Genomic DNA, 17,002 nt, shown 5'->3' with positions numbered 1-17,002 from the left:
CTCGGCCGCATATGTCATGGTGGCAGGATCTCGAAGCAGAACACTTCGAATGGACTGTGCCAGAGCAATTCAACATCGCGCACGCATGTGTCGATGTGCAGAATCCAGATGATCTAGCCCTCGTCGTAGACACCGGTGGACACTGGAGTCGGTACACATTCGGCGAAGTCGCTACGACAAGCCGAAAGTTCGCAACCGTGCTTGCGGATCTCGGCCTTGTCTCAGGGGATCGCGTCGGTGTGATGGTCCCACAGGGGATCGAGGTCCTCGCGACACATCTGGGCGCCTTCCGATCCGGAATGGTCACCGTTCCGCTTTCGGTCAAGTTCGGGTCGGACGCGCTAGTACATCGAATGCGTGACTCCGGTGCGAAAGTGCTTGTGGTCGACAAGGACTGTTACGAACGAGTTGCCGACGGAATAGGTGAGATCCCCGGCCTCGAAGCCGTGATCGTCGTCGGAAAGACGGATCAGCCCTCCGATTCGAGGCCCGCGCGACTCCTCGATTTCCACGGCCTCATCGACGCTGCCGCGGAAAGTAGTGAACTGGCAGCGACAGGCCCCGATTCACACGCCATCATCATCTATACCTCGGGAACGACGGGGAATCCGAAAGGCGCCCTCCACGGGCACCGAATTCTCTTGGCGCACATGCCCGGTATGCGGACGGCATTCGACAATGCGCCGCAGCGGGGAGACGTCTTCTGGACACCTGCAGACTGGGCCTGGATCGGTGGTCTGTTCGACGTTCTCTTTCCTGCTCTTGCGTTGGGATGCCCTGTTGTTGCGACGCCCGACAAATTCACGCCGTCGCGTGCGGTCGAGATTCTGAGCCGTCACAAGGTGACGGGCGCCTTCATTCCGCCCACTGCGCTCAAGCAGATGCGAAGCATCGGTGTCGACAAGACTGCTGCGCGTGGTATTCAGTTGCGGGCATTGGGAACTGGTGGCGAGGCGCTCGGTGACGCATTGCAGGCATGGGTTGCGAGCACGCTCGGCGTAGCTGTCAACGAGTTTTACGGGCAGACAGAAATGAATCTGACCATCGGCACGTCGCGGTCGAAGTGGAGTCCCGCCAGCGGCTCGATGGGTCGCGCTTTTCCGGGTTTCGACGTCACCCTCCTCGATCCGCTCGGCGAGCCGGTCGAGGTGGGGCAGGTAGGCGAGATCTGTGTGAAGGCAGGCAACCCCGGACAGTTCCTCGGCTATTGGAACCAACCGTTGAAGACTGATGAAAAGGTCTACGACGGGTGGATTCATACCGGTGATCTGGGTCGGACCGATGAAGCGGGGAACTTCTGGTACCAGGGGCGTGCCGATGACGTCATTTCGTCCGCGGGGTACCGCATCGGCCCCGGAGAGATCGAAGAGTGCCTGCTCTCGCACGACGAGGTAGCCATGGCCGGCGTCATCGGTGTTCCGGATCCGTTGCGCGGGGAAGCTGTTCACGCTTTTGTCGTTCTGTCCGAAGGTACGAACTCTTCGGAAGAGCTTCGCCAGGAGTTGCAGACCCACGTGAAAAGCCGCCTTTCTTTCTACCAGTACCCTAGGCAGATCACCTTCATCGACAGCTTGCCGCTCACCACTACCGGCAAGATCCTCCGACGTGAACTCCGAACATTGGCCACGGACGCGAACGGCCTTGGCTAGCAGACGCCTACATGTTGGGTAGGACCACCACGAAGAACCATCCGCTCAGCGCAAGACCGATGAATCCGGTGAAGAGGCCGACTATTGCATCCCAGGGCAGCTGGCGGGCATTCGAGAGCAAATGCCCGCCAGACTTCCTCGGGTGACGTCGGAGCGCGAAGATTCCTGTTGTAATCGCGCCGGCGCCCAGCAGGATGCCGAAGCCGAAAGCCCAGAACAGAAGCACCGACAGCGCACCGAGCATCTCCGATCTTTCACTCCAGCGCGCGACGCGCTGTGTTTCGGTCGGGGGAGGCCACTTGTGAGAAGGCGTCAGCGCTGCTCCGAAACGGCGGGTGCGGCGACGGATCGACTGGTCGCTGAGAAACATTTTTCACACCGCAGGAGTTGAGTTGACGAGCTCGGTCGATGAGCCGTTGGTATCTACTCGTCTACCCCGTCTTGGCGGATATATGCCGCTGAATTCGGGGCTAGCTGGTCGTCGCTTCTTCCCAGAAATTTCCGTTCCACACGATGGCGACGGGGTACTCGTTGTTCACCCCGGTTTCCCAGTAGTCGATGATGCCGTGTCGCTCTGATTCGAGTTCGATCCAGCCGATGCTGAATCCCCCGCGGAGGATGCGTTGGGCTCGTCGGTCGATCTCGTCCAGCGAACTGCAGAGCCCTCGTACTCGGGGCTCGATCCAGTCCGCGGAGGGATCGAGGATGGTGATCTCCAAGATGCTCGCGTCGCTCAGCGGGATCTCGATCAGAAGCTCACCTGAATCTCGTACCTCTCGGGTCGATCGATTCTCGTAGGCGTGCAACAGCTCTCGCGAATCGAACAATGAGGGGTTGCCACCAGACCGTCGAGACCAACCGAAGCGCAGCACGGACATATTCTCGCCCACGAATCGCAAGAATGTTATTCGAAGTGAACTGGTCATTCGATGTGAGCTGGTCATTCTATGTGAACAAGGCCCTCTAGGGCGTCCAGGACCCGGTCCAGTCCGAACTCCCACGCCGCCTCGGGGCTGTACGGGGTGTTCTTGGCCTCGCCGGCCGCGCCGCCGACTCGCTGCGCCAACGGGAAGTCGTCGTCGAGGTATGCGGCCAGACGCTGGTTCCAGGAGGACCACACCTCGGCCATGTCGGCTGCGCGAGGGTCGGGGCGCCGCGCTTGCGCCGAGGATCGGGCGAAGTCGGCCACGAATGTCAGCGCGGAGTCCCGGTCGATGTCGGTCAGTCCCGCGCCGTCGAAGGCATGAAGTTCGTGGTCGTATTTCGCGATGGTGCCCGGACCTAACGCGGCGCGCTGGTCGGTGATGTCGAGGAGCCACCAATGCTCCGCATAGAGGGCAAGTTCTTCCACAGCGACCTGGCGCACACGTTGGCGCCAGGTCGAGTTTGCGTACGGCAGGCGTGGGTTGTTTCCGTGTACGGCGTCGACCATCAGCACCAGCAGATCGTCTCGGGATCCGACGTGGGTGTACAGCGCCATTCCCGAGATGCCGAGGTCGGTGGCGAGGCGACGCACGGTCACGGCGTCGAGCCCCTCGGTATCTGCGAGGGCGAGCGCAGCGTCGACCGCCTGCGAGGTCGTGACCTTCGCACGCGGGCCGCGGGCGCCACCCTTCGGCGCGAGGGGGTGATCGCGCCAGAGTAGGTCGATCAGTTCGCGTGCCATCAGTCATCTCCAAGAATCGGGAATACCTCAACCGTGATATACCTTATACGGTGCATACTATATGCACTGCACAAGGTTTATGATCATGGAGGCCACGATGAAAATCACCAGCACTGCTCTGTCCTTGAACGTTGCCGACACCGACGCGTCGGCGCGCTTTGCGAAAACCCATTTCGGTTTCACCGAGGCCATGGCCGACGACGGCTTCGTTTCCCTGAATCATCCGGATGCCGGGGTCAACGTGGTGTTCCTGCGCACCGGCCTCGGGACGTTCAAGCCCGACTTCGTCGCAGGTCCAGCCGGCCAGGGCATGCTCATCGCATTCGTGGTCGATGACCTCGACGCCGAGTTTGCCCGAATCGCCGCCGAAGGTGCCTCCGTTGTCACCGAGCCGGAGACCGAACCGTGGGGTGAGCGTTACTGCCAGTTCGTCGACCCCAACGGAATCGTGTGGCAACTCGTTCAGTGGGTGTGAAGAACCCGAGTGCTCGGCTCGGTCCACCGTGCCGGGTGCAATCCCGAGTTGGAGTTGGGTGCGCGAGAGGGCCGGTGGCGATGATATGGAAGACCGCGGTGCTGTCGTGGTCACGGGGCCGCACGGGTGTGTACGCGGCAACGAATGTGTGCAACAGTGCCAATTCGTGTGTGGGGAGAACTGGATAGCTCCGAGGACGTCGGCAGATACGGTCGACCCGTTCGCGGCACGGGAGCCGAGCAGTAGCAGCAGTGAACCCGTCGGTGATAGTAGCTCGCGCTCTCTCCGTCCGCGCCCGGAAGGCGCGGGTGAATCCACTGCCCGTTTCGGAGCCGAATTCTTTTGCTATCCCACCGATCTCGCGGTCCTGTGTCAGGCACTCCAACGAGGCGGCGATCCGTGTTCGAAGGCGCCACCGAGTGAAGGTGAGGCCGGTTTCCTCCACGAAATACCGCTAGACCTGTCGGCCAGCTACCCGTCTAGAAGTGAAACCCCGATCAGGAGAAATCGATGACTATCTCCCTCGCCCCGTCGTCGAACGAGTCGAACGCCCGACCGAGAGCATCCTGCGCATCACCGTCCAGTTGACTTCGTCGGTGGACGACCCGAACTGGTTGCGTCCCAACGTCGCATTCCGCAACCAGCTAGGTCCGCGGTACGACGACGTTTCTCGTATCTACGCGGTGCGCACCTTCGACGCGTCGAGCGGTTCGATGACCTTCGACGTCGTGCTGATTCGGCTTCAGTGGCCCGAGGGTCTGACCGGCGTCGGTTGGGTCGCTACCGATGACACCGAGGCGTTCGCGGTGTGGGGAGCAAGGGAACTGGACGAGATGCGGGCCATCCGAGCGCATTTCCGTGAGACAGTCGGCCTGGCGAAGGATGACGTGGTTGTCTTCGGTTACTGGAAACGTGGAGTCAGCACCACCGAGATCTATCAGAATCGACTTCGGAACTACACGAGCATCCTCGAAAGCGGCGGCACACTTGCGGATATCGACGATCTGGCAAGCGGAATCTGACGCGACTGTTGGATTCTTCAACCCGCCGCGTGTACTTCCGGCACCAGGGAATTGCCCGGTGCGATGTTCGAGCAGTTGTCCGGCGCCGGATCCCCGTTGAAACGGTCGTTGAGCCAGGTGATGGCGCCGGGGAGCCACAGCGCGCCACCCGGAACGTGACTGATGGTGTCGTACTGGTCGTACTGGATGGACAAACCTGCGTCGCAATAGCGAGTGGCGAGTGAGCGGACGTCCCCGGCAACCATGACTCCGTCGCCAGGGCCGACGCCCGGTCCACCTGGCTGGGTGCCCTCGAGGGCTCCGTTTGCGGCTTGAGCGATGAACATCGGGATGGTGGGTATCGGCGCGTTGCCCATGTTGATCTTATTGGCGACGTCGACGTACTCGGGCACCGAGTTGGGGTTCGCATACTCTGGTTTGGCAAGGTCCTGCCAGGTCACCCCCGGGTACTGCAGGATGACGTTCCCGATCGAGGCATCCTCGATGCGAGGTAGGAGTTCGCGTCCCCGATCGCCGAGATACGGATCGAAATCTATCTCGTAGGCACGGGCAAGTCCGACGACTGCCATCCCGACAACGCCTGCCCAACCGATGCTTCCGTTTGCGTACCGGAGGTTGTTTGCGGGGTTGACCAACAGTCCACCTTGGGCGGCGCCGATCAGGTCCTCGTTGATCTCCGGGGCGTAGTCAGGAGCGAGGATGGACGCCCAGTTGGTGGCGATTGCTCCGCCCGAGTATCCCATCAGGCCGATCTCGGCTGATTCGGCAATACCTGTCTCGGGAGTATTCCGGGCGGCGCGAAGAGAGTCGAGAGTCATCATTCCGTATTCGGGTCCCGCAGCGAAGTCTGCGTTCGGCCCTTCGGTGTCGGGAATGACGACGGTGTATCCCAGCGCCAGTAGGGGACCGAACATGACCGCTTCGCCGGAAGCGAGAGTCCCGCCGAAGGCGACATTGCGTCCGCTGGTGGTCAGGCCGCCGATCAGGGTGTCCCCAGCGATAGCTCGTGACGGACCGTCTTCCGGGTTCAGTGAATCGTAAGCTGACTGGAACGAGACAACTTTGTCCGGCTGGGCATTGGGCGGTCGAAGAATCGATGTGACATTCGCAGACGGCCGGCCGAGAGCGTCGGTCGACCGGTACAACACCTGCACGGCCTGTAATGGGGTAGGAATGTTGACGACGTGATAGGGCAAGGTTCTCGTTTTGAGAACGGCCCCAGGCGGATACGTCGACAGCGGTGCCGAACCGTCGTACTGGTAGAAGGAATCCGCCGACGGTTGCGCGGCGACAGTAGGTGCTGTGATGCCTGTGAGTGCAATGGCGGTTAGCGCCACCACTCCACGAAAGAGAATCCTTGATGTCACGATCGACCCTTCGATGTCGTATTTCCTTCGACGCTTGACGAACTGCTGTGATGACGAACACACGCTATCTTACTTTTGAGTAATAAACGAGAGAGTATGTCTTGCCTCTTTGAATCACTTATGGATGCAATGGGATTGAGATCGTCACCGGTTTCTGGATGATTCAGTCCAGGGCGTCATGTGTACGATACGACTAGTAGCTATCGCGTCGAACTGCTGCCTTGGGTCGCCCATAGCCGTTCAGGGGCGTCTGGTGTCGGGAAATACTCTGTGCTGCAAGGTATTGAAGGACAAAGGGGGTAGACATGGGTAAGCGCGCTCCCGGTGGCGATGTGTCTCGCGGCCCGGGTGATGCCGAGACAGGATTGCTCACTCCTCCGAGCGGTACACGTAGTGAGGTGGCCCACGAGAAGGCCCTCCGATCGGCGGAATCTCTTTTGAAGTCCGGTGGCATGAAGGCTGCGACCATCGATGCGATCTCCGAACACTCGGGCGTCAGCAAGGTGACTCTGTATCGGCACTGGCCGTCGCGGCAGGCGATCGCTGCTGAAGCATTCGGTGTGCTCATGGCTCGTCATCTGACATTTCCTGAGACCGATAGTGCGCAAGCCGATTTGAACGACTATCTGGGTGACATCGGAGAGTTCTACCGGGGTCCACTCGGTTCGATCTTTGCCGAACTTGTCGGTGCGTGTGCCAACGATCCGACGACGGCGGCATACTTCCGTACTTTCTTCCTCGACGAACGTCGTCGAGGCTTCGCCGAACTGATTCGGCGATGTGTGAATTCCGGCTACTTCCGTGAAGACATCGAGACCGAGGAAGCGATCGATCTGTTCTTCGGGCCGTTGATCTACCGGATGTTGGTCGGGCACTCGAGTATCGACGACAACACAGTGCGGTCGATCATCGATCACGCAGTTCGTGGGCTCCGGAGTGGCGATCAAGAGGGTTGACTGTTGAAATCGCTTGTGTGGGAGAGGGTGATCCGGCCCTCTCCAGCGTTGCGGCGGGTGTCAATTCGGTACCGTCAGCTGAGCATCTTCAGGACGTTCTGGTACTCACCGTTCATCTCGGCATGACGAAGCGGCTTGGCGGCCTCGACCACGATCTCTGTGGCGTTGTTGTCAGCCTTCAACAGAGCAAGGGTTTCTGCGACGTAATCATCAAGGGGTAGGGAAGATTCCGAGTTCTCCTGGCCCATCAGCGTAGTGCGGACTCCCGGTGGGATGAGATCGATGCACTGGATCGAAGTATCGGCGAGTTGTACGCGCATGCTCTCAGTGAAGAGATGAACAGCAGCTTTCGTGGCGTTGTACGTGGACGTGATGGGTAGCGGGACGACGCCGACAGCGGATGAGACAGTGACGATAGTGGCGCTGGGCTTCGTCAACAGATGCGGGATGAACTGGCCGACCAAGCGAATTGTCCCGAGGAGGTTCGTCGTGACCGTTCAAGGCGTGGCTGTAGCAATTCCAGCCGCTTGCTTCATGGCCTGTGAGACATATCCGGTGCCGATTCTGACGCCACCGAGCCACTCGGTCAGGCGCGCCGCCTCGGCATCGAGAGAACGTCGCGCAGGCTCTGACACGGTCTCGAGCAATCGAACGTGCACCGCACCGGTTTCGTCTTGGATCCAGCACCCTACGACGCGACCATCGACCCACGCGGTGGTACCGGCGTTGCCGCGGGTGTCGAAGAGTTGGTTGCGGTGCGGTCCGAGATAGAAGTCGCGGCCCTTCCATCCCATGATCGTCGGGTCGAGCACCGGTAGGAGTGCCACCCAAGGACCTGGATCCGCCACCTCCGCGACGTCGTTCGGCAGCAACCAGCCTGTGCCACCGCCATCGAGTGTGACTGCAACGGCATCGAGTTCGGCGAGGGCAGCCCGGACGACCGTCTTCGTCGAGCCCAACCACCAGACGATGTCGTCCTCCGTCCCCGGCCCGAAGGTGTAGAGCCAGCGTCGGACTATTTCTCGGTATCCGTCTGCAGATTCGAGAGCGACGGGGGCGTCGTCGAGCCAGTATCGAGTGAGAGTCCACAGTGGGCGTGAGACGGGGAAGCGTCCGGTGTTGGTGCCGCGCATGACGTCTGCGGTGGCGCCCAGATGAGTGAGAACCCTCGGCGCCGACCAGATTTCACCTGCCGAACCCTCGACCTTCACATCGATCATCGGCACTGCCTGACGGACGTCGACTGCTGAAAGCCCTTCAGGTGCATCGGCGAGCAGTGACAGTACCTCGGAGCGTGCGCGATCGAGCCAGTCGTTGCCGTCGACGGCGAGTCCGGCTTTGACTACGTCCTTGGACATTCTGGCGCGCTCGGTGTTCGCGACGCGGACGGACGCACTCGACCACGCGGCAGGTAGCAAGTCTCGGGGAAAAGTGAAGAGTGTGCGGCGCATTGCCAATTGCTTCACGAGGCTTCGCTGCTCGTACAGGGCGCAGTCGACGTCGGCGGCGTCCAACGACCGCACCCTCGCCCAGCAAGACAGGTAGACCGTCGCCGACTCGGTGGCGTGAAGCACCGTCATGGCCTTGGCCGCACCTTCCGGAGAATCGACACGGAACGAAGGCGCCAGCGCATGACGTACTCCTATGCGTGCACGGCGTTCATCGTCGGAGACATGGCGCATCAGGACATCGTGCCACAGTCCAGGTGCGTCGTATCAGCTAGTTGCGCGAGGGTTCGGTTGCGCCAGTAGTCGTCGTGTTGGAGATGGGTGATTGCACCCGGTGTGGTCACGAAGGTTGCAAACCCTGTGGCTTCGACGGGGATCTGCAACCAGGCGGCGACGACGAATGTGTGTGCAAAGCCGTGTGTTACGACGATATGATCGTGGTCGAGGTCGGTCATCAATTCGTGAACGCATTCGCCGACCCTCGACGCGATTTCGCGGCGGGTCTCGGTACCGGCAACGGGGCCACGGTGATCGAGGCGGTTGTTGTCGGGAGCCGGTACCTGCCGCTGGGCAAGCCACGAGTTCGAGCGCCCTTCGGCTTCTCCGAAGCTGATTTCGCGCAATCGAGAGTCTGTCGTCGCCGGAGCATTGAGTGTCCGGGCGATGATTGCGGATGTCTCAGAGCACCGTTCGAGGTCGGACGAGGTGATGCGGATCGGGTCCGAAGTGCCTGTGCGTCGACGCTTCAACTCTTCGGCGATCAATTCGGCATCACACCGGCCGGCAGGCGTGAGAACCGAATTGTGCCAGCCTCCGACCACATCCTGCGCGGTGTGTTCGGCATGAGGATGAGTGACGACGTAAAGATCCTGCACGAGACCCCTTCTGCTTACACCTTTTCCGGCAACAGTATTCCAGGATTGAGGATTCCACGTGGATCCCAGGACGATTTGATCAACTGCATTGCGGCGATGTCGGTCTCAGTGCGCCCGAGCGATATCCACGGCGACTTCGCGCGACCTATCCCGTGCTCGGCGCTGATGCTTCCATGGTGGGCAGCGACGAGTCGGAACACCGTATCGGTCAGTTCGTCGGCGACCCTCGGCTCGGCGTCCAGGAGGTTCACATGAATGTTTCCGTCGGCGAAGTGCCCGAACAGGATTGGCCGCACGAGGGGGAAACGATCGGCCAGCGTCTCTCGGAGGCTTTCGATGAACATACCCATCACGGACAGGGGGACGGAGATGTCGAGTTTGACCACCGGAGTCGTCGACGATGCGCTGATGCTTTCGGTGTGGCTCTCTCTCAGGGTCCACAGCTTCCGGGCCGGACCTGGCTCGACTGTCGCGTCCTCGATGAGATCGGCAGAGGCGGAGAGAACTTCCAGGAGCGACTCTTCCGTCTCGCGCGGTGACGAAACCTCGATCAGTGTGTACATCGGTGAAGGGGCGCCGAACGGACGTCGGGCATCGGTGTGAGCGCAGACGAGGGCGATGCCGTCGTCGGTCATGATCTCGGCGGCTTCGACGGTCAATCCGCCCTGGCGCACGCGATTACACAAATGAAGCGCTTGATCGACGTCGCGCACACCGGCGAGCACGACCTGGGTGTCGGTCGCGGGGGTGACCAGCTTCATCAAGACTTTGGTGATGACGGCTAGAGTTCCCTCGCTACCGGCAAGGAGGCCTGGAATGTCGTAACCGACGTTGTCCTTGACGAGTGGCGTCCACCTGCTCAAGACGGAACCGTCGGCGAGTACTGCCTCGATGCCGAGGATCTGCGCCCGTGTATTTCCGTATCGGACCATGCGTGTACCACCGGCGTTGGTCGCGACGATGCCGCCCAGTGTCGCGGATTCCTTTGATGCCAAATCGATTCCGAACCGGAGACCGTGCGCAGCGGCGGCAAGGTCAGCGCGAGCAACGGTCACGCCGGCGCCGGCCGCGATTGTCCGGCCGATAGGATCGACGGATTCGATCGTCTCGAGACGTCTGGTACTCAGCACCACGGACCCAGCCGAGGCGATTCCGCCCCCGACCAGTCCGGTGTTTCCGCCTTGAGGTGTGACGGGAACCCCCGCGTCGAAACAGGCTCGAAGCACCGCAGACACTTCGGAAGTGTTGCCCGGTCGAATGACCGCGATCGCGTCGCCGATCCAACGTCCCGTCCAGTCGCGTGTGTAGCCCTCGATCAGTTCGGGATCGGCGAGGACGTGCGTTTCGCCGACGATCTCCGCGATGGCGTCGAGGAGCCTCGCGTCCGTTCCAGGTTCGCGAGGTTCGACGAGTGTTCGGGGGTTCATATGCAACCTTGTGATCGTTCGGGTGACAATTTTTCGGGGGACAAGTGGTGGAGCACCGTGAACTCGATCCTCCGACCTCAGGTGATGCCCTGTCCAAGACCAAGTAGTGACACCACCATCTGTTCTTCTTATAATCGCCGTATGAACCTGCAGCGTGCCCGCTATCTGATCGCTCTGTCGGATCACGGCAGCTTCACTCGCGCCGCCGCGAACGTCCACGTGGCGCAATCGGCACTCAGTCAGCAGATCAAGGTTCTCGAGCGCGAACTCGGAGTGCCGTTGGTGGATCGTCGTGGTCCGCAGTTCACCTTCACCGCCGCCGGCCGAGTGGCGGTACGAGAGGCGCGCTTTTTGCTCGGGTGTGCAGACCGGGCGGTCGAACGAATTCGGTTGGCTGCGCGCGGTGTGGATGGGGAACTGCGCATCGCGTACACCCGCTCGTGGGCAGGCGGCGCAGTCGCGGATCTGGTCAGCACCTATCGAAAGCTGTACCCGGGCGTGGAGGTCGTCGTCCATCGTGGCACTTCAGCGCAGACAGTTGATCTCGTCCGAAACGGAGCGGTAGACATCGCGGTTGTGCGCCCGCCACTCGATGACGGCGATCGCGAACTTCCCCTGATCGTCCTAGATACGGAACCGATACTGGTTGCGGTTCCCGCGGATCATCCATTCGGGGGCCGAGCGACAGTCGAACTCGGAGATCTGGTGGACGTCCCCGTTGTGTTCTGGCCCGAGGCCAATGCTCCCGGAATGTATTCGCGTACGCTCGAACAACTTTGGCCTGACGGGGCACCCAGCATCGTTCGATTTGAGGCCGACGACGAGCAGGTACTACATGCCGTCTCGGACGGGGTGGGTATTGCGCCGATTCCCCAGGGCAGGGCACGGATGCTCCGAATCCCAGGCGTCCATCTATGTGAGATCGCTGGTGAGCAACCAACTCTCGACGTTGCAGTGACCTACCGCCCGGATAATCCGAATCCGGCGCTTGCACCGTTTGTTGCGCTCGCTGAACGCGAAAGATCGTCGACGACTGCGTAGCGCATGTGATGCGGGGTGGGGCCTATCCGCCATCGAGGACCAGCATCATGGCCGTTGTGCGTGCTCGGTTCTCGATGGTGTCGACGTGGAATCCGACGTGCTGGGACAGCTTCGACAATCGGTGCGCGACGCTGCTGTGATGAAGATGCATGGCATCGGCTGCGGTCCTCAATGTTCCGGATTGCAGGTATGCCCTCAAGGTTTCGAGTAGTTCTAATCCTTGTTTGGTGTTGCCGATCTCTTTGGCAAGAACTAGATCTGGTATTCGTGAGTGATCGATGTGTGATCCAGGCGCCAGGAGGTTGAGGGCGCCGAGATCGTCGGCGTTCACGATCGGTGTTGTTGCTGACGCCTGTGCACGGGCGAATCGTGCAGTGCTGAGTATTGTGTTCACTTCGGAAGCCGAAGCAGTCAAAGATATTCCGGCGCGAATGGATGACGACAGTGCTGCGTCGGACAAATCGGGTGTCGGTGCGAACGAACCCGCCACGAGATTCAGATAATCGCCGTCAGCTTCTATCCCAGCTGCCTTGCCAGGTGTGCAATCTTGCGAAATAACAAGGTGTGCAGTGCCGTCGGCTGTGTCTGAGACTGCCTTGGTTGCCACTACACGGACTGGTGTATGGGGTTCGATACCGAGACCGGCACAGGAGATGAGCACCGCAAGTTCATCCATCGGGAACAACAGATTTCGAGTGTGCTCGGCTTCGGTAGGCAAGCGTCGGGGTTGCAGGATTATCGCTGCGGTCAGGGCCATCCGGTCGACGAGCATTTCGTCGAGCGGCAAGTGCGCACCAGGACGCTCGATCCATACTCTCCCGAGAACTTCGTCGTCTACAGTGATGTCCCTGGCCATGCTCGGAGGGAACTGGGGTTCGGGTGACCATCGGCCGCGGGGGTCACAACGGCGCAAATTCTTCTTGCTCCTACCGTGTTCCACGATCTCGATACCCACAACGCAGTCCGCCAACTGCGCGCTCGCGCGAAGCAAAGATGCGGTGTCGGAGCCGTGCCGCACGAGGGCGTCGAAGTAATCGATGACACGTACCAGGCCTGCCGAGTCTGCATCAAGCTCGGCAAGCCGGTACATCAGTCCTTGCATCTCGCAACGCTACGAGACAGGCGACAGCGAACGCAACCCTCTCCGGAGCGCAGTGAGGGCTTCGGCAGCACCCCTTTCGCTGACCGCTGCGGTCGCGACCAGTGCCGACCCGTGAAAGGTTCCGGGGAAGGAGTGCAATTCGACGCTGACTCCCGCTTGCAGCAGTCGAAGGGCGTAGTCGATTCCTTCGTCGCGGAGCGGGTCGAGTTCCATGGTGGACAGATAGGTCGGCGGCAGACCTGTGAGGTCGGTGGCCCGGGACGGTGCAGCGTAGATGGAGACGTCAGGATCTTCGGGACCGGAATACGACTCGCCGAGATAGTACTTCCACGACAGGATGGCGTTGGGGCGGTGCCACAAGGGGGTGTCGACGAAGTTCGTCATCGAGACCGTCGCCAGACGGTCGTCGAGTTCAGGGATTTCGAGAAATTGGAATGCCACGGGCACAACGCCCTCGTCTCGGGCTTTGAGGACAGTGCCTGCGGCCAGTCCACCGCCTGCGCTCTGCCCTCCTACTGCGATGCGGCTGGGATCGACTCCCAGCTCCTCGGCGTGGGCGTGGATGTAGAGGAGTGCGGCGTAGCAGTCGTTGACGGAGCCGGGGAAGGGGGTTTCGGGGGCGAGGCGGTACTCGACGTTTGCAACGGCGAATCCGAGTTCGCGCGCTACCTCGACACAAAATGGATCGCTGGACTCTGCGGTGCCGATTGCGAATCCGCCGCCATGGATCCAGAGCAGAACGGGGACAGCACCGGCGGTGTTGTCCGGGGTGAAGAAACGAATCGTGACTTCCGGATCGCCGTCCAGACCAGGAGCGGACAGTTCACGAAGCGTGACTCCGTCGAATGACAGGTCGGCCAACATGGTGCCGACCAGAGCATCGTAGGTGGCCCGTGCGTTGGGGAGGTCAGCGAAGTCCACCTTCGGGAGCATGGTGAGTGCTGCGGCGAGTTCGGGGTCGAGAGTGGGGAAGGTTGTCATGCACTCATCATCGAGCCTGAATGTGGCCTACGTCACCAGTGGCTTGTAGGAAATCGGAGAGTCTTCTTCCGACGCCCGTCGGATCTCCCTAGGATGACGCCGGTGGACAGAGTACATCTCGGGGTGGGTTCGATCGACTCGGAAGTCGGGGCCAGGATCGGTGGACGCCCGCCGCAGGTTTTCGCTGGTCAGCCGATTTTGCAGACGCATGAGTATCTCCTGACGCTCGGGACACACACGGCGCCGTGGCTCGGTGCGCGAGAGCTTTCGGTATTCATCCGTCGAGGTTTCACCATCGGCGACGACGACCTCGAATACCCGGATATCGGGCTTAGGGCAGTCCTGCACCCGCCGTCATCACGAAGTGCGGAATCGGCCGGCGGTCATAAGGGGCTCGGGAGCGCGGCGTTGATCAATCTTCCCGCAGAGGGTGAGGTGATGCCGTTGGTACTGATCGCGCAGCAAGCGGTACTCATACAAAATGAACCGTCCTACGCCGATGCTGTCGAGGCGGACGGGCACCGCTTCCTGTTCCAGATCAATGAAGAGGGGTGGCCGGTGGTTGCCGATCCGCAACCCGAGTTCGTCGAGGAATACCTGTTTGGCTACGGCTCGGTGTATTTCTACGGGAGCGCTGACGCGACTGGGCTCGTTCGCGAAGTTGTGCCGGGATTTCTCGACTTCTGACCGGCCGGACGGCCCGTCTGCCGATACCGTGGGCAACGTATCCCGGCCGGCGGTTATGTCCTCGGAAGATTATTTTCGGAAGTTTGTCGATCGGTGAGTGTGCCGTTCGACGTGTAGGCAGAGGGGCCGAACGGAACGGCCCACAAACGAAGGAGATTCTCATGAAGTACATGCTGATCATGCGTTCCACCGACGAGGCCATCGAAGCATCCAAGGACATGGACTTCGACGAGATCATCACCGCGATGGGCCAGTACAACGAGTCCCTGATCAAGGCCGGTGTGCTGCTGGCGGGTGAGGGATTGGCGATGGAGGAGGGATTCATCGTCGATTTCGAGTCCGATCCTCCGCTGGTTTCCGACGGTCCGTACGGGGAGACGAAGGAGTTGTTCTCGGGATTCTGGATCATTCAGACGTCGACCAAGGACGAAGCATTGGAGTGGGCAAAGCGCTGCCCGTTGGGGCCGGGAAGCAAGCTCGAGGTGCGTCGGGTGAGTGAGATGTCGGACTTCGATCAGGACAACGAGTACATCCAGAAAGAGGCCGGCTGGCGCGAAGAACTCGGTACTGATCGTCCGGTCGCAGGCTGAACCATGACCGACGAGGCGGTGCGAGAGGAAACGAGAACGGCTGTCGACGCGGTCTGGCGTATCGAATCCGCGAAGATTGTCGCCACGTTGACTCGCACCGTCGGAGATCTTGATCTTGCCGAGGATCTGGCCGCGCAGGCTCTGCTCGAAGCCGTCGAGCAGTGGCCTGCCACCGGGGTTCCGCGAAATCCCGGTGCCTGGCTTACATCTGTTGCGACGCGACGGGCAATTGACGGGTGGCGACGACGCGAGAGATTGGACGAACGCTACGCCCACTTTGCGCGCGAACTCGAGAACGACGCTTCGCACTTCGACGACGTCAGCTGGGATCCGGATCGCATCGACGACGACATCCTTCGGCTGATGTTCATCGCCTGCCACCCCGTGCTGAATCGAAAAGCGCAGGTGGCGTTGACGCTTCGGGTGGTGGGCGGTTTGACCACGGAAGAGATTGCGAAAGCGTTCCTCACGCCGACGGCGACAGTGCAGCAGCGGATCGTGCGAGCGAAGAAGGCATTGACCGCTTCGAAAGCGGTATTCGAAGTTCCAGGGAGAGAAGACTTTTCGAAACGGTTGGGCGCCGTACTCGGAGTGCTGTACCTGGTGTTCAACGAAGGCTATGCAGCCAGTTCGGGGGACGAGTGGATGCGTGCGGATCTGAGTGCAGAAGCGCTGCGGCTCGCGCGGATACTGGCCGAGCTGGTACCTCGGGAATCCGAGGTGCACGGCCTTGTCGCGTTGATGGAGCTGACGGCCTCACGATTCGGTGCCAGGACTACCTCGGCAGGTGAGCCCATCCTGCTGGCGGATCAGGACCGGACCAGGTGGGACCGCCTACAGATCTCGCGTGGGCTTGCGGCGCTGGAACGGGCTGACGCCGTCGGGCGTGGACGCGGCCCGTACGGCTTGCAAGCCGCGATCGCCGAATGCCACGCGCGAGCAGCAACTTTCGAGGACACCGATTGGAAGAAGATCGTCATCCTCTACGAGGCTTTGGCGCAACTGGCACCCTCACCTGTGGTCGACCTCAATCATGCGGCGGCGGTATCGATGGCCTACGGTCCTGGCCCTGCGCTCGAATTCGTCGACAAGCTTGTCGCTTCAGGTGAATTGGCCGGTTATCACCTGCTTCCGAGCGTTCGAGGCGAGTTACTCAGTCAGCTCGGCCGATCCGAGGAGGCTAGAACCGAACTCCTCGATGCCGCTCGGCTGGCTGGGAACGATCGTGAGCGTGCAGTGCTGGTCGCGAAGGCGGATGCACTACTCCCGGATCTGTAGCCTGTGATGAGTGGTCACGCTTGCGACGGATCGTCGGCAGGAACCATGGGCGGCATTCCGACTCCATAAGGATCGAGCATGTCCGATACGCGTCGACCCCACCGTTCATGCGCGGACTGACGAGTCATTCCGGCTGCCCGGCCTATGGTTGTCCACGTTGCGCCGAATCTATGCAGGCTCATGACGCTTGCCGTCGAATCGATACCCGCGGCGAGTTGGATCCGGAAACAGGCCACCTGCCACGCCATCTGACGCTGCGCCGGGATATCGGTGTCCTGTTCTGCCTCCCACTCAGGGCTGCCAGGTAAAGGGTCTGTTCCGACAATCTTGTCTGCCTGAGTGCCGGCCTCGGTGATCGCGGCGTTGACCGTGGTGATCGCGGCGGTCTCGACCTTCGCAGTCAGGGCGAGTTCGATCAGGTCTTCCATCAGAAGTTCT

18 protein-coding genes and 1 pseudogene are annotated in these 17,002 nt (G+C 61.0%); 8 read left to right on the top strand and 11 right to left on the bottom strand.

Features of this window, described 5'->3' with window-relative positions; translation table 11 throughout:
- The first annotated feature begins 11 nt into the window (after positions 1-11).
- Complete coding sequence (locus ACSW29_RS00235; protein WP_448277383.1) at positions 12-1,649, top strand: AMP-binding protein; 1,638 nt, start codon at positions 12-14, stop codon at positions 1,647-1,649.
- 7 nt (positions 1,650-1,656) lie between these two features.
- On the opposite strand, the gene ACSW29_RS00230 is transcribed toward ACSW29_RS00235, so the two are convergent.
- The 3 genes from ACSW29_RS00230 to ACSW29_RS00220 form a co-directional block, all read right to left on the bottom strand.
- Positions 1,657-2,019 (bottom strand): hypothetical protein, encoded by a 363-nt coding sequence (locus ACSW29_RS00230; RefSeq protein ID WP_317826902.1) that lies wholly within the window; start codon positions 2,017-2,019, stop codon positions 1,657-1,659.
- 100 nt (positions 2,020-2,119) lie between these two features.
- Positions 2,120-2,539 (bottom strand): hypothetical protein, encoded by a 420-nt coding sequence (locus ACSW29_RS00225; protein WP_448276068.1) that lies wholly within the window; start codon positions 2,537-2,539, stop codon positions 2,120-2,122.
- A gap of 50 nt (positions 2,540-2,589) precedes the next feature.
- Complete coding sequence (locus tag ACSW29_RS00220; RefSeq protein ID WP_448276067.1) at positions 2,590-3,315, bottom strand: TetR/AcrR family transcriptional regulator; 726 nt, start codon at positions 3,313-3,315, stop codon at positions 2,590-2,592.
- Between the two features lie 97 nt (positions 3,316-3,412).
- Here ACSW29_RS00220 and ACSW29_RS00215 point away from each other — a divergent pair, with 97 nt between their 5' ends.
- Positions 3,413-3,790: a VOC family protein gene (locus ACSW29_RS00215; RefSeq protein ID WP_378448346.1), complete on the top strand. Its 378-nt coding sequence runs from the start codon at positions 3,413-3,415 to the stop codon at positions 3,788-3,790.
- A gap of 485 nt (positions 3,791-4,275) precedes the next feature.
- Positions 4,276-4,812 (top strand): SIP domain-containing protein, encoded by a 537-nt coding sequence (locus ACSW29_RS00210; protein ID WP_448276066.1) that lies wholly within the window; start codon positions 4,276-4,278, stop codon positions 4,810-4,812.
- A gap of 17 nt (positions 4,813-4,829) precedes the next feature.
- Here ACSW29_RS00210 and ACSW29_RS00205 read toward each other — a convergent pair whose 3' ends face one another.
- Positions 4,830-6,179: a lipase family protein gene (locus ACSW29_RS00205; RefSeq protein WP_448276065.1), complete on the bottom strand. Its 1,350-nt coding sequence runs from the start codon at positions 6,177-6,179 to the stop codon at positions 4,830-4,832.
- A gap of 305 nt (positions 6,180-6,484) precedes the next feature.
- Here ACSW29_RS00205 and ACSW29_RS00200 point away from each other — a divergent pair, with 305 nt between their 5' ends.
- Positions 6,485-7,135 carry a TetR/AcrR family transcriptional regulator gene (locus ACSW29_RS00200; protein ID WP_448276064.1) on the top strand — a complete coding sequence of 217 codons (651 nt, stop codon included), beginning with the start codon at positions 6,485-6,487 and terminating at the stop codon, positions 7,133-7,135.
- Positions 7,136-7,209: 74 nt separating this feature from the next.
- On the opposite strand, the pseudogene ACSW29_RS00195 reads toward ACSW29_RS00200, so the two are convergent.
- The 4 genes and pseudogenes from ACSW29_RS00195 to ACSW29_RS00180 all read right to left on the bottom strand — a co-directional run.
- Positions 7,210-7,617: pseudogene (locus tag ACSW29_RS00195) on the bottom strand (SDR family NAD(P)-dependent oxidoreductase); the annotation flags it as partial.
- A gap of 15 nt (positions 7,618-7,632) precedes the next feature.
- Entirely contained in the window at positions 7,633-8,817 is a 1,185-nt protein-coding gene (locus ACSW29_RS00190; protein ID WP_448276063.1) for a winged helix DNA-binding domain-containing protein, read from the bottom strand.
- A complete protein-coding gene (locus ACSW29_RS00185) occupies positions 8,817-9,458 on the bottom strand; it encodes a histidine phosphatase family protein (protein ID WP_448276062.1) in 642 nt (213 codons plus the stop codon). The genes ACSW29_RS00190 and ACSW29_RS00185 overlap by 1 nt, the downstream gene beginning before the upstream one ends.
- 14 nt (positions 9,459-9,472) lie before the next feature.
- Positions 9,473-10,885 carry an FAD-binding oxidoreductase gene (locus tag ACSW29_RS00180; protein ID WP_448276061.1) on the bottom strand — a complete coding sequence of 471 codons (1,413 nt, stop codon included), beginning with the start codon at positions 10,883-10,885 and terminating at the stop codon, positions 9,473-9,475.
- Between the two features lie 141 nt (positions 10,886-11,026).
- Here ACSW29_RS00180 and ACSW29_RS00175 point away from each other — a divergent pair, with 141 nt between their 5' ends.
- Positions 11,027-11,926: a LysR family transcriptional regulator gene (locus tag ACSW29_RS00175; protein WP_448276060.1), complete on the top strand. Its 900-nt coding sequence runs from the start codon at positions 11,027-11,029 to the stop codon at positions 11,924-11,926.
- A gap of 22 nt (positions 11,927-11,948) precedes the next feature.
- On the opposite strand, the gene ACSW29_RS00170 is transcribed toward ACSW29_RS00175, so the two are convergent.
- Both ACSW29_RS00170 and ACSW29_RS00165 read right to left on the bottom strand, forming a co-directional pair.
- Positions 11,949-13,028, bottom strand: a complete 1,080-nt coding sequence (locus tag ACSW29_RS00170; RefSeq protein ID WP_448276059.1) for a helix-turn-helix domain-containing protein — start codon at positions 13,026-13,028, stop codon at positions 11,949-11,951.
- A 9-nt stretch (positions 13,029-13,037) separates the two neighbouring features.
- Positions 13,038-14,009 carry an alpha/beta hydrolase gene (locus tag ACSW29_RS00165; protein ID WP_448276058.1) on the bottom strand — a complete coding sequence of 324 codons (972 nt, stop codon included), beginning with the start codon at positions 14,007-14,009 and terminating at the stop codon, positions 13,038-13,040.
- Positions 14,010-14,102: 93 nt separating this feature from the next.
- Between ACSW29_RS00165 and ACSW29_RS00160 the strand changes: the two genes are divergently transcribed.
- The 3 genes from ACSW29_RS00160 (at position 14,103) to ACSW29_RS00150 (ending at position 16,564) form a co-directional block, all read left to right on the top strand.
- On the top strand, positions 14,103-14,696 hold the full coding sequence (locus ACSW29_RS00160) for a hypothetical protein (protein WP_448276057.1): 594 nt from the start codon (positions 14,103-14,105) through the stop codon (positions 14,694-14,696).
- Positions 14,697-14,857: 161 nt separating this feature from the next.
- Positions 14,858-15,286 carry a YciI family protein gene (locus ACSW29_RS00155; RefSeq protein WP_230815898.1) on the top strand — a complete coding sequence of 143 codons (429 nt, stop codon included), beginning with the start codon at positions 14,858-14,860 and terminating at the stop codon, positions 15,284-15,286.
- Between the two features lie 3 nt (positions 15,287-15,289).
- Positions 15,290-16,564, top strand: a complete 1,275-nt coding sequence (locus ACSW29_RS00150; RefSeq protein ID WP_448276056.1) for an RNA polymerase sigma factor — start codon at positions 15,290-15,292, stop codon at positions 16,562-16,564.
- Between the two features lie 14 nt (positions 16,565-16,578).
- Here the strand turns inward: ACSW29_RS00150 and ACSW29_RS00145 are convergent, their stop codons facing one another.
- Complete coding sequence (locus ACSW29_RS00145; RefSeq protein ID WP_448276055.1) at positions 16,579-16,992, bottom strand: hypothetical protein; 414 nt, start codon at positions 16,990-16,992, stop codon at positions 16,579-16,581.
- Positions 16,993-17,002 lie beyond the last annotated feature (10 nt).

Source organism: Rhodococcus sp. GB-02 (genome assembly GCF_053470465.1).
Note: the sequence above shows the minus strand (reverse complement) of the source record. Positions and strands in the feature narration are given on the sequence as shown.

What these genes read in the sequence shown, in the direction of transcription:
- ACSW29_RS00220 (WP_448276067.1), bottom strand. Translation starts at nt 3,315, where the DNA reads ATGGCACGCGAACTGATCGACCTACTCTGGCGCGATCACCCCCTCGCG.
- ACSW29_RS00230 (WP_317826902.1), bottom strand. Translation starts at nt 2,019, where the DNA reads ATGTTTCTCAGCGACCAGTCGATCCGTCGCCGCACCCGCCGTTTCGGA.
- ACSW29_RS00175 (WP_448276060.1), top strand. Translation starts at nt 11,027, where the DNA reads ATGAACCTGCAGCGTGCCCGCTATCTGATCGCTCTGTCGGATCACGGC.
- ACSW29_RS00215 (WP_378448346.1), top strand. Translation starts at nt 3,413, where the DNA reads ATGAAAATCACCAGCACTGCTCTGTCCTTGAACGTTGCCGACACCGAC.
- ACSW29_RS00160 (WP_448276057.1), top strand. Translation starts at nt 14,103, where the DNA reads ATGACGCCGGTGGACAGAGTACATCTCGGGGTGGGTTCGATCGACTCG.
- ACSW29_RS00155 (WP_230815898.1), top strand. Translation starts at nt 14,858, where the DNA reads ATGAAGTACATGCTGATCATGCGTTCCACCGACGAGGCCATCGAAGCA.
- ACSW29_RS00180 (WP_448276061.1), bottom strand. Translation starts at nt 10,885, where the DNA reads ATGAACCCCCGAACACTCGTCGAACCTCGCGAACCTGGAACGGACGCG.
- ACSW29_RS00170 (WP_448276059.1), bottom strand. Translation starts at nt 13,028, where the DNA reads ATGCAAGGACTGATGTACCGGCTTGCCGAGCTTGATGCAGACTCGGCA.
- ACSW29_RS00200 (WP_448276064.1), top strand. Translation starts at nt 6,485, where the DNA reads ATGGGTAAGCGCGCTCCCGGTGGCGATGTGTCTCGCGGCCCGGGTGAT.
- ACSW29_RS00190 (WP_448276063.1), bottom strand. Translation starts at nt 8,817, where the DNA reads ATGCGCCATGTCTCCGACGATGAACGCCGTGCACGCATAGGAGTACGT.
- ACSW29_RS00145 (WP_448276055.1), bottom strand. Translation starts at nt 16,992, where the DNA reads ATGGAAGACCTGATCGAACTCGCCCTGACTGCGAAGGTCGAGACCGCC.
- ACSW29_RS00165 (WP_448276058.1), bottom strand. Translation starts at nt 14,009, where the DNA reads ATGACAACCTTCCCCACTCTCGACCCCGAACTCGCCGCAGCACTCACC.
- ACSW29_RS00235 (WP_448277383.1), top strand. Translation starts at nt 12, where the DNA reads ATGTCATGGTGGCAGGATCTCGAAGCAGAACACTTCGAATGGACTGTG.
- ACSW29_RS00150 (WP_448276056.1), top strand. Translation starts at nt 15,290, where the DNA reads ATGACCGACGAGGCGGTGCGAGAGGAAACGAGAACGGCTGTCGACGCG.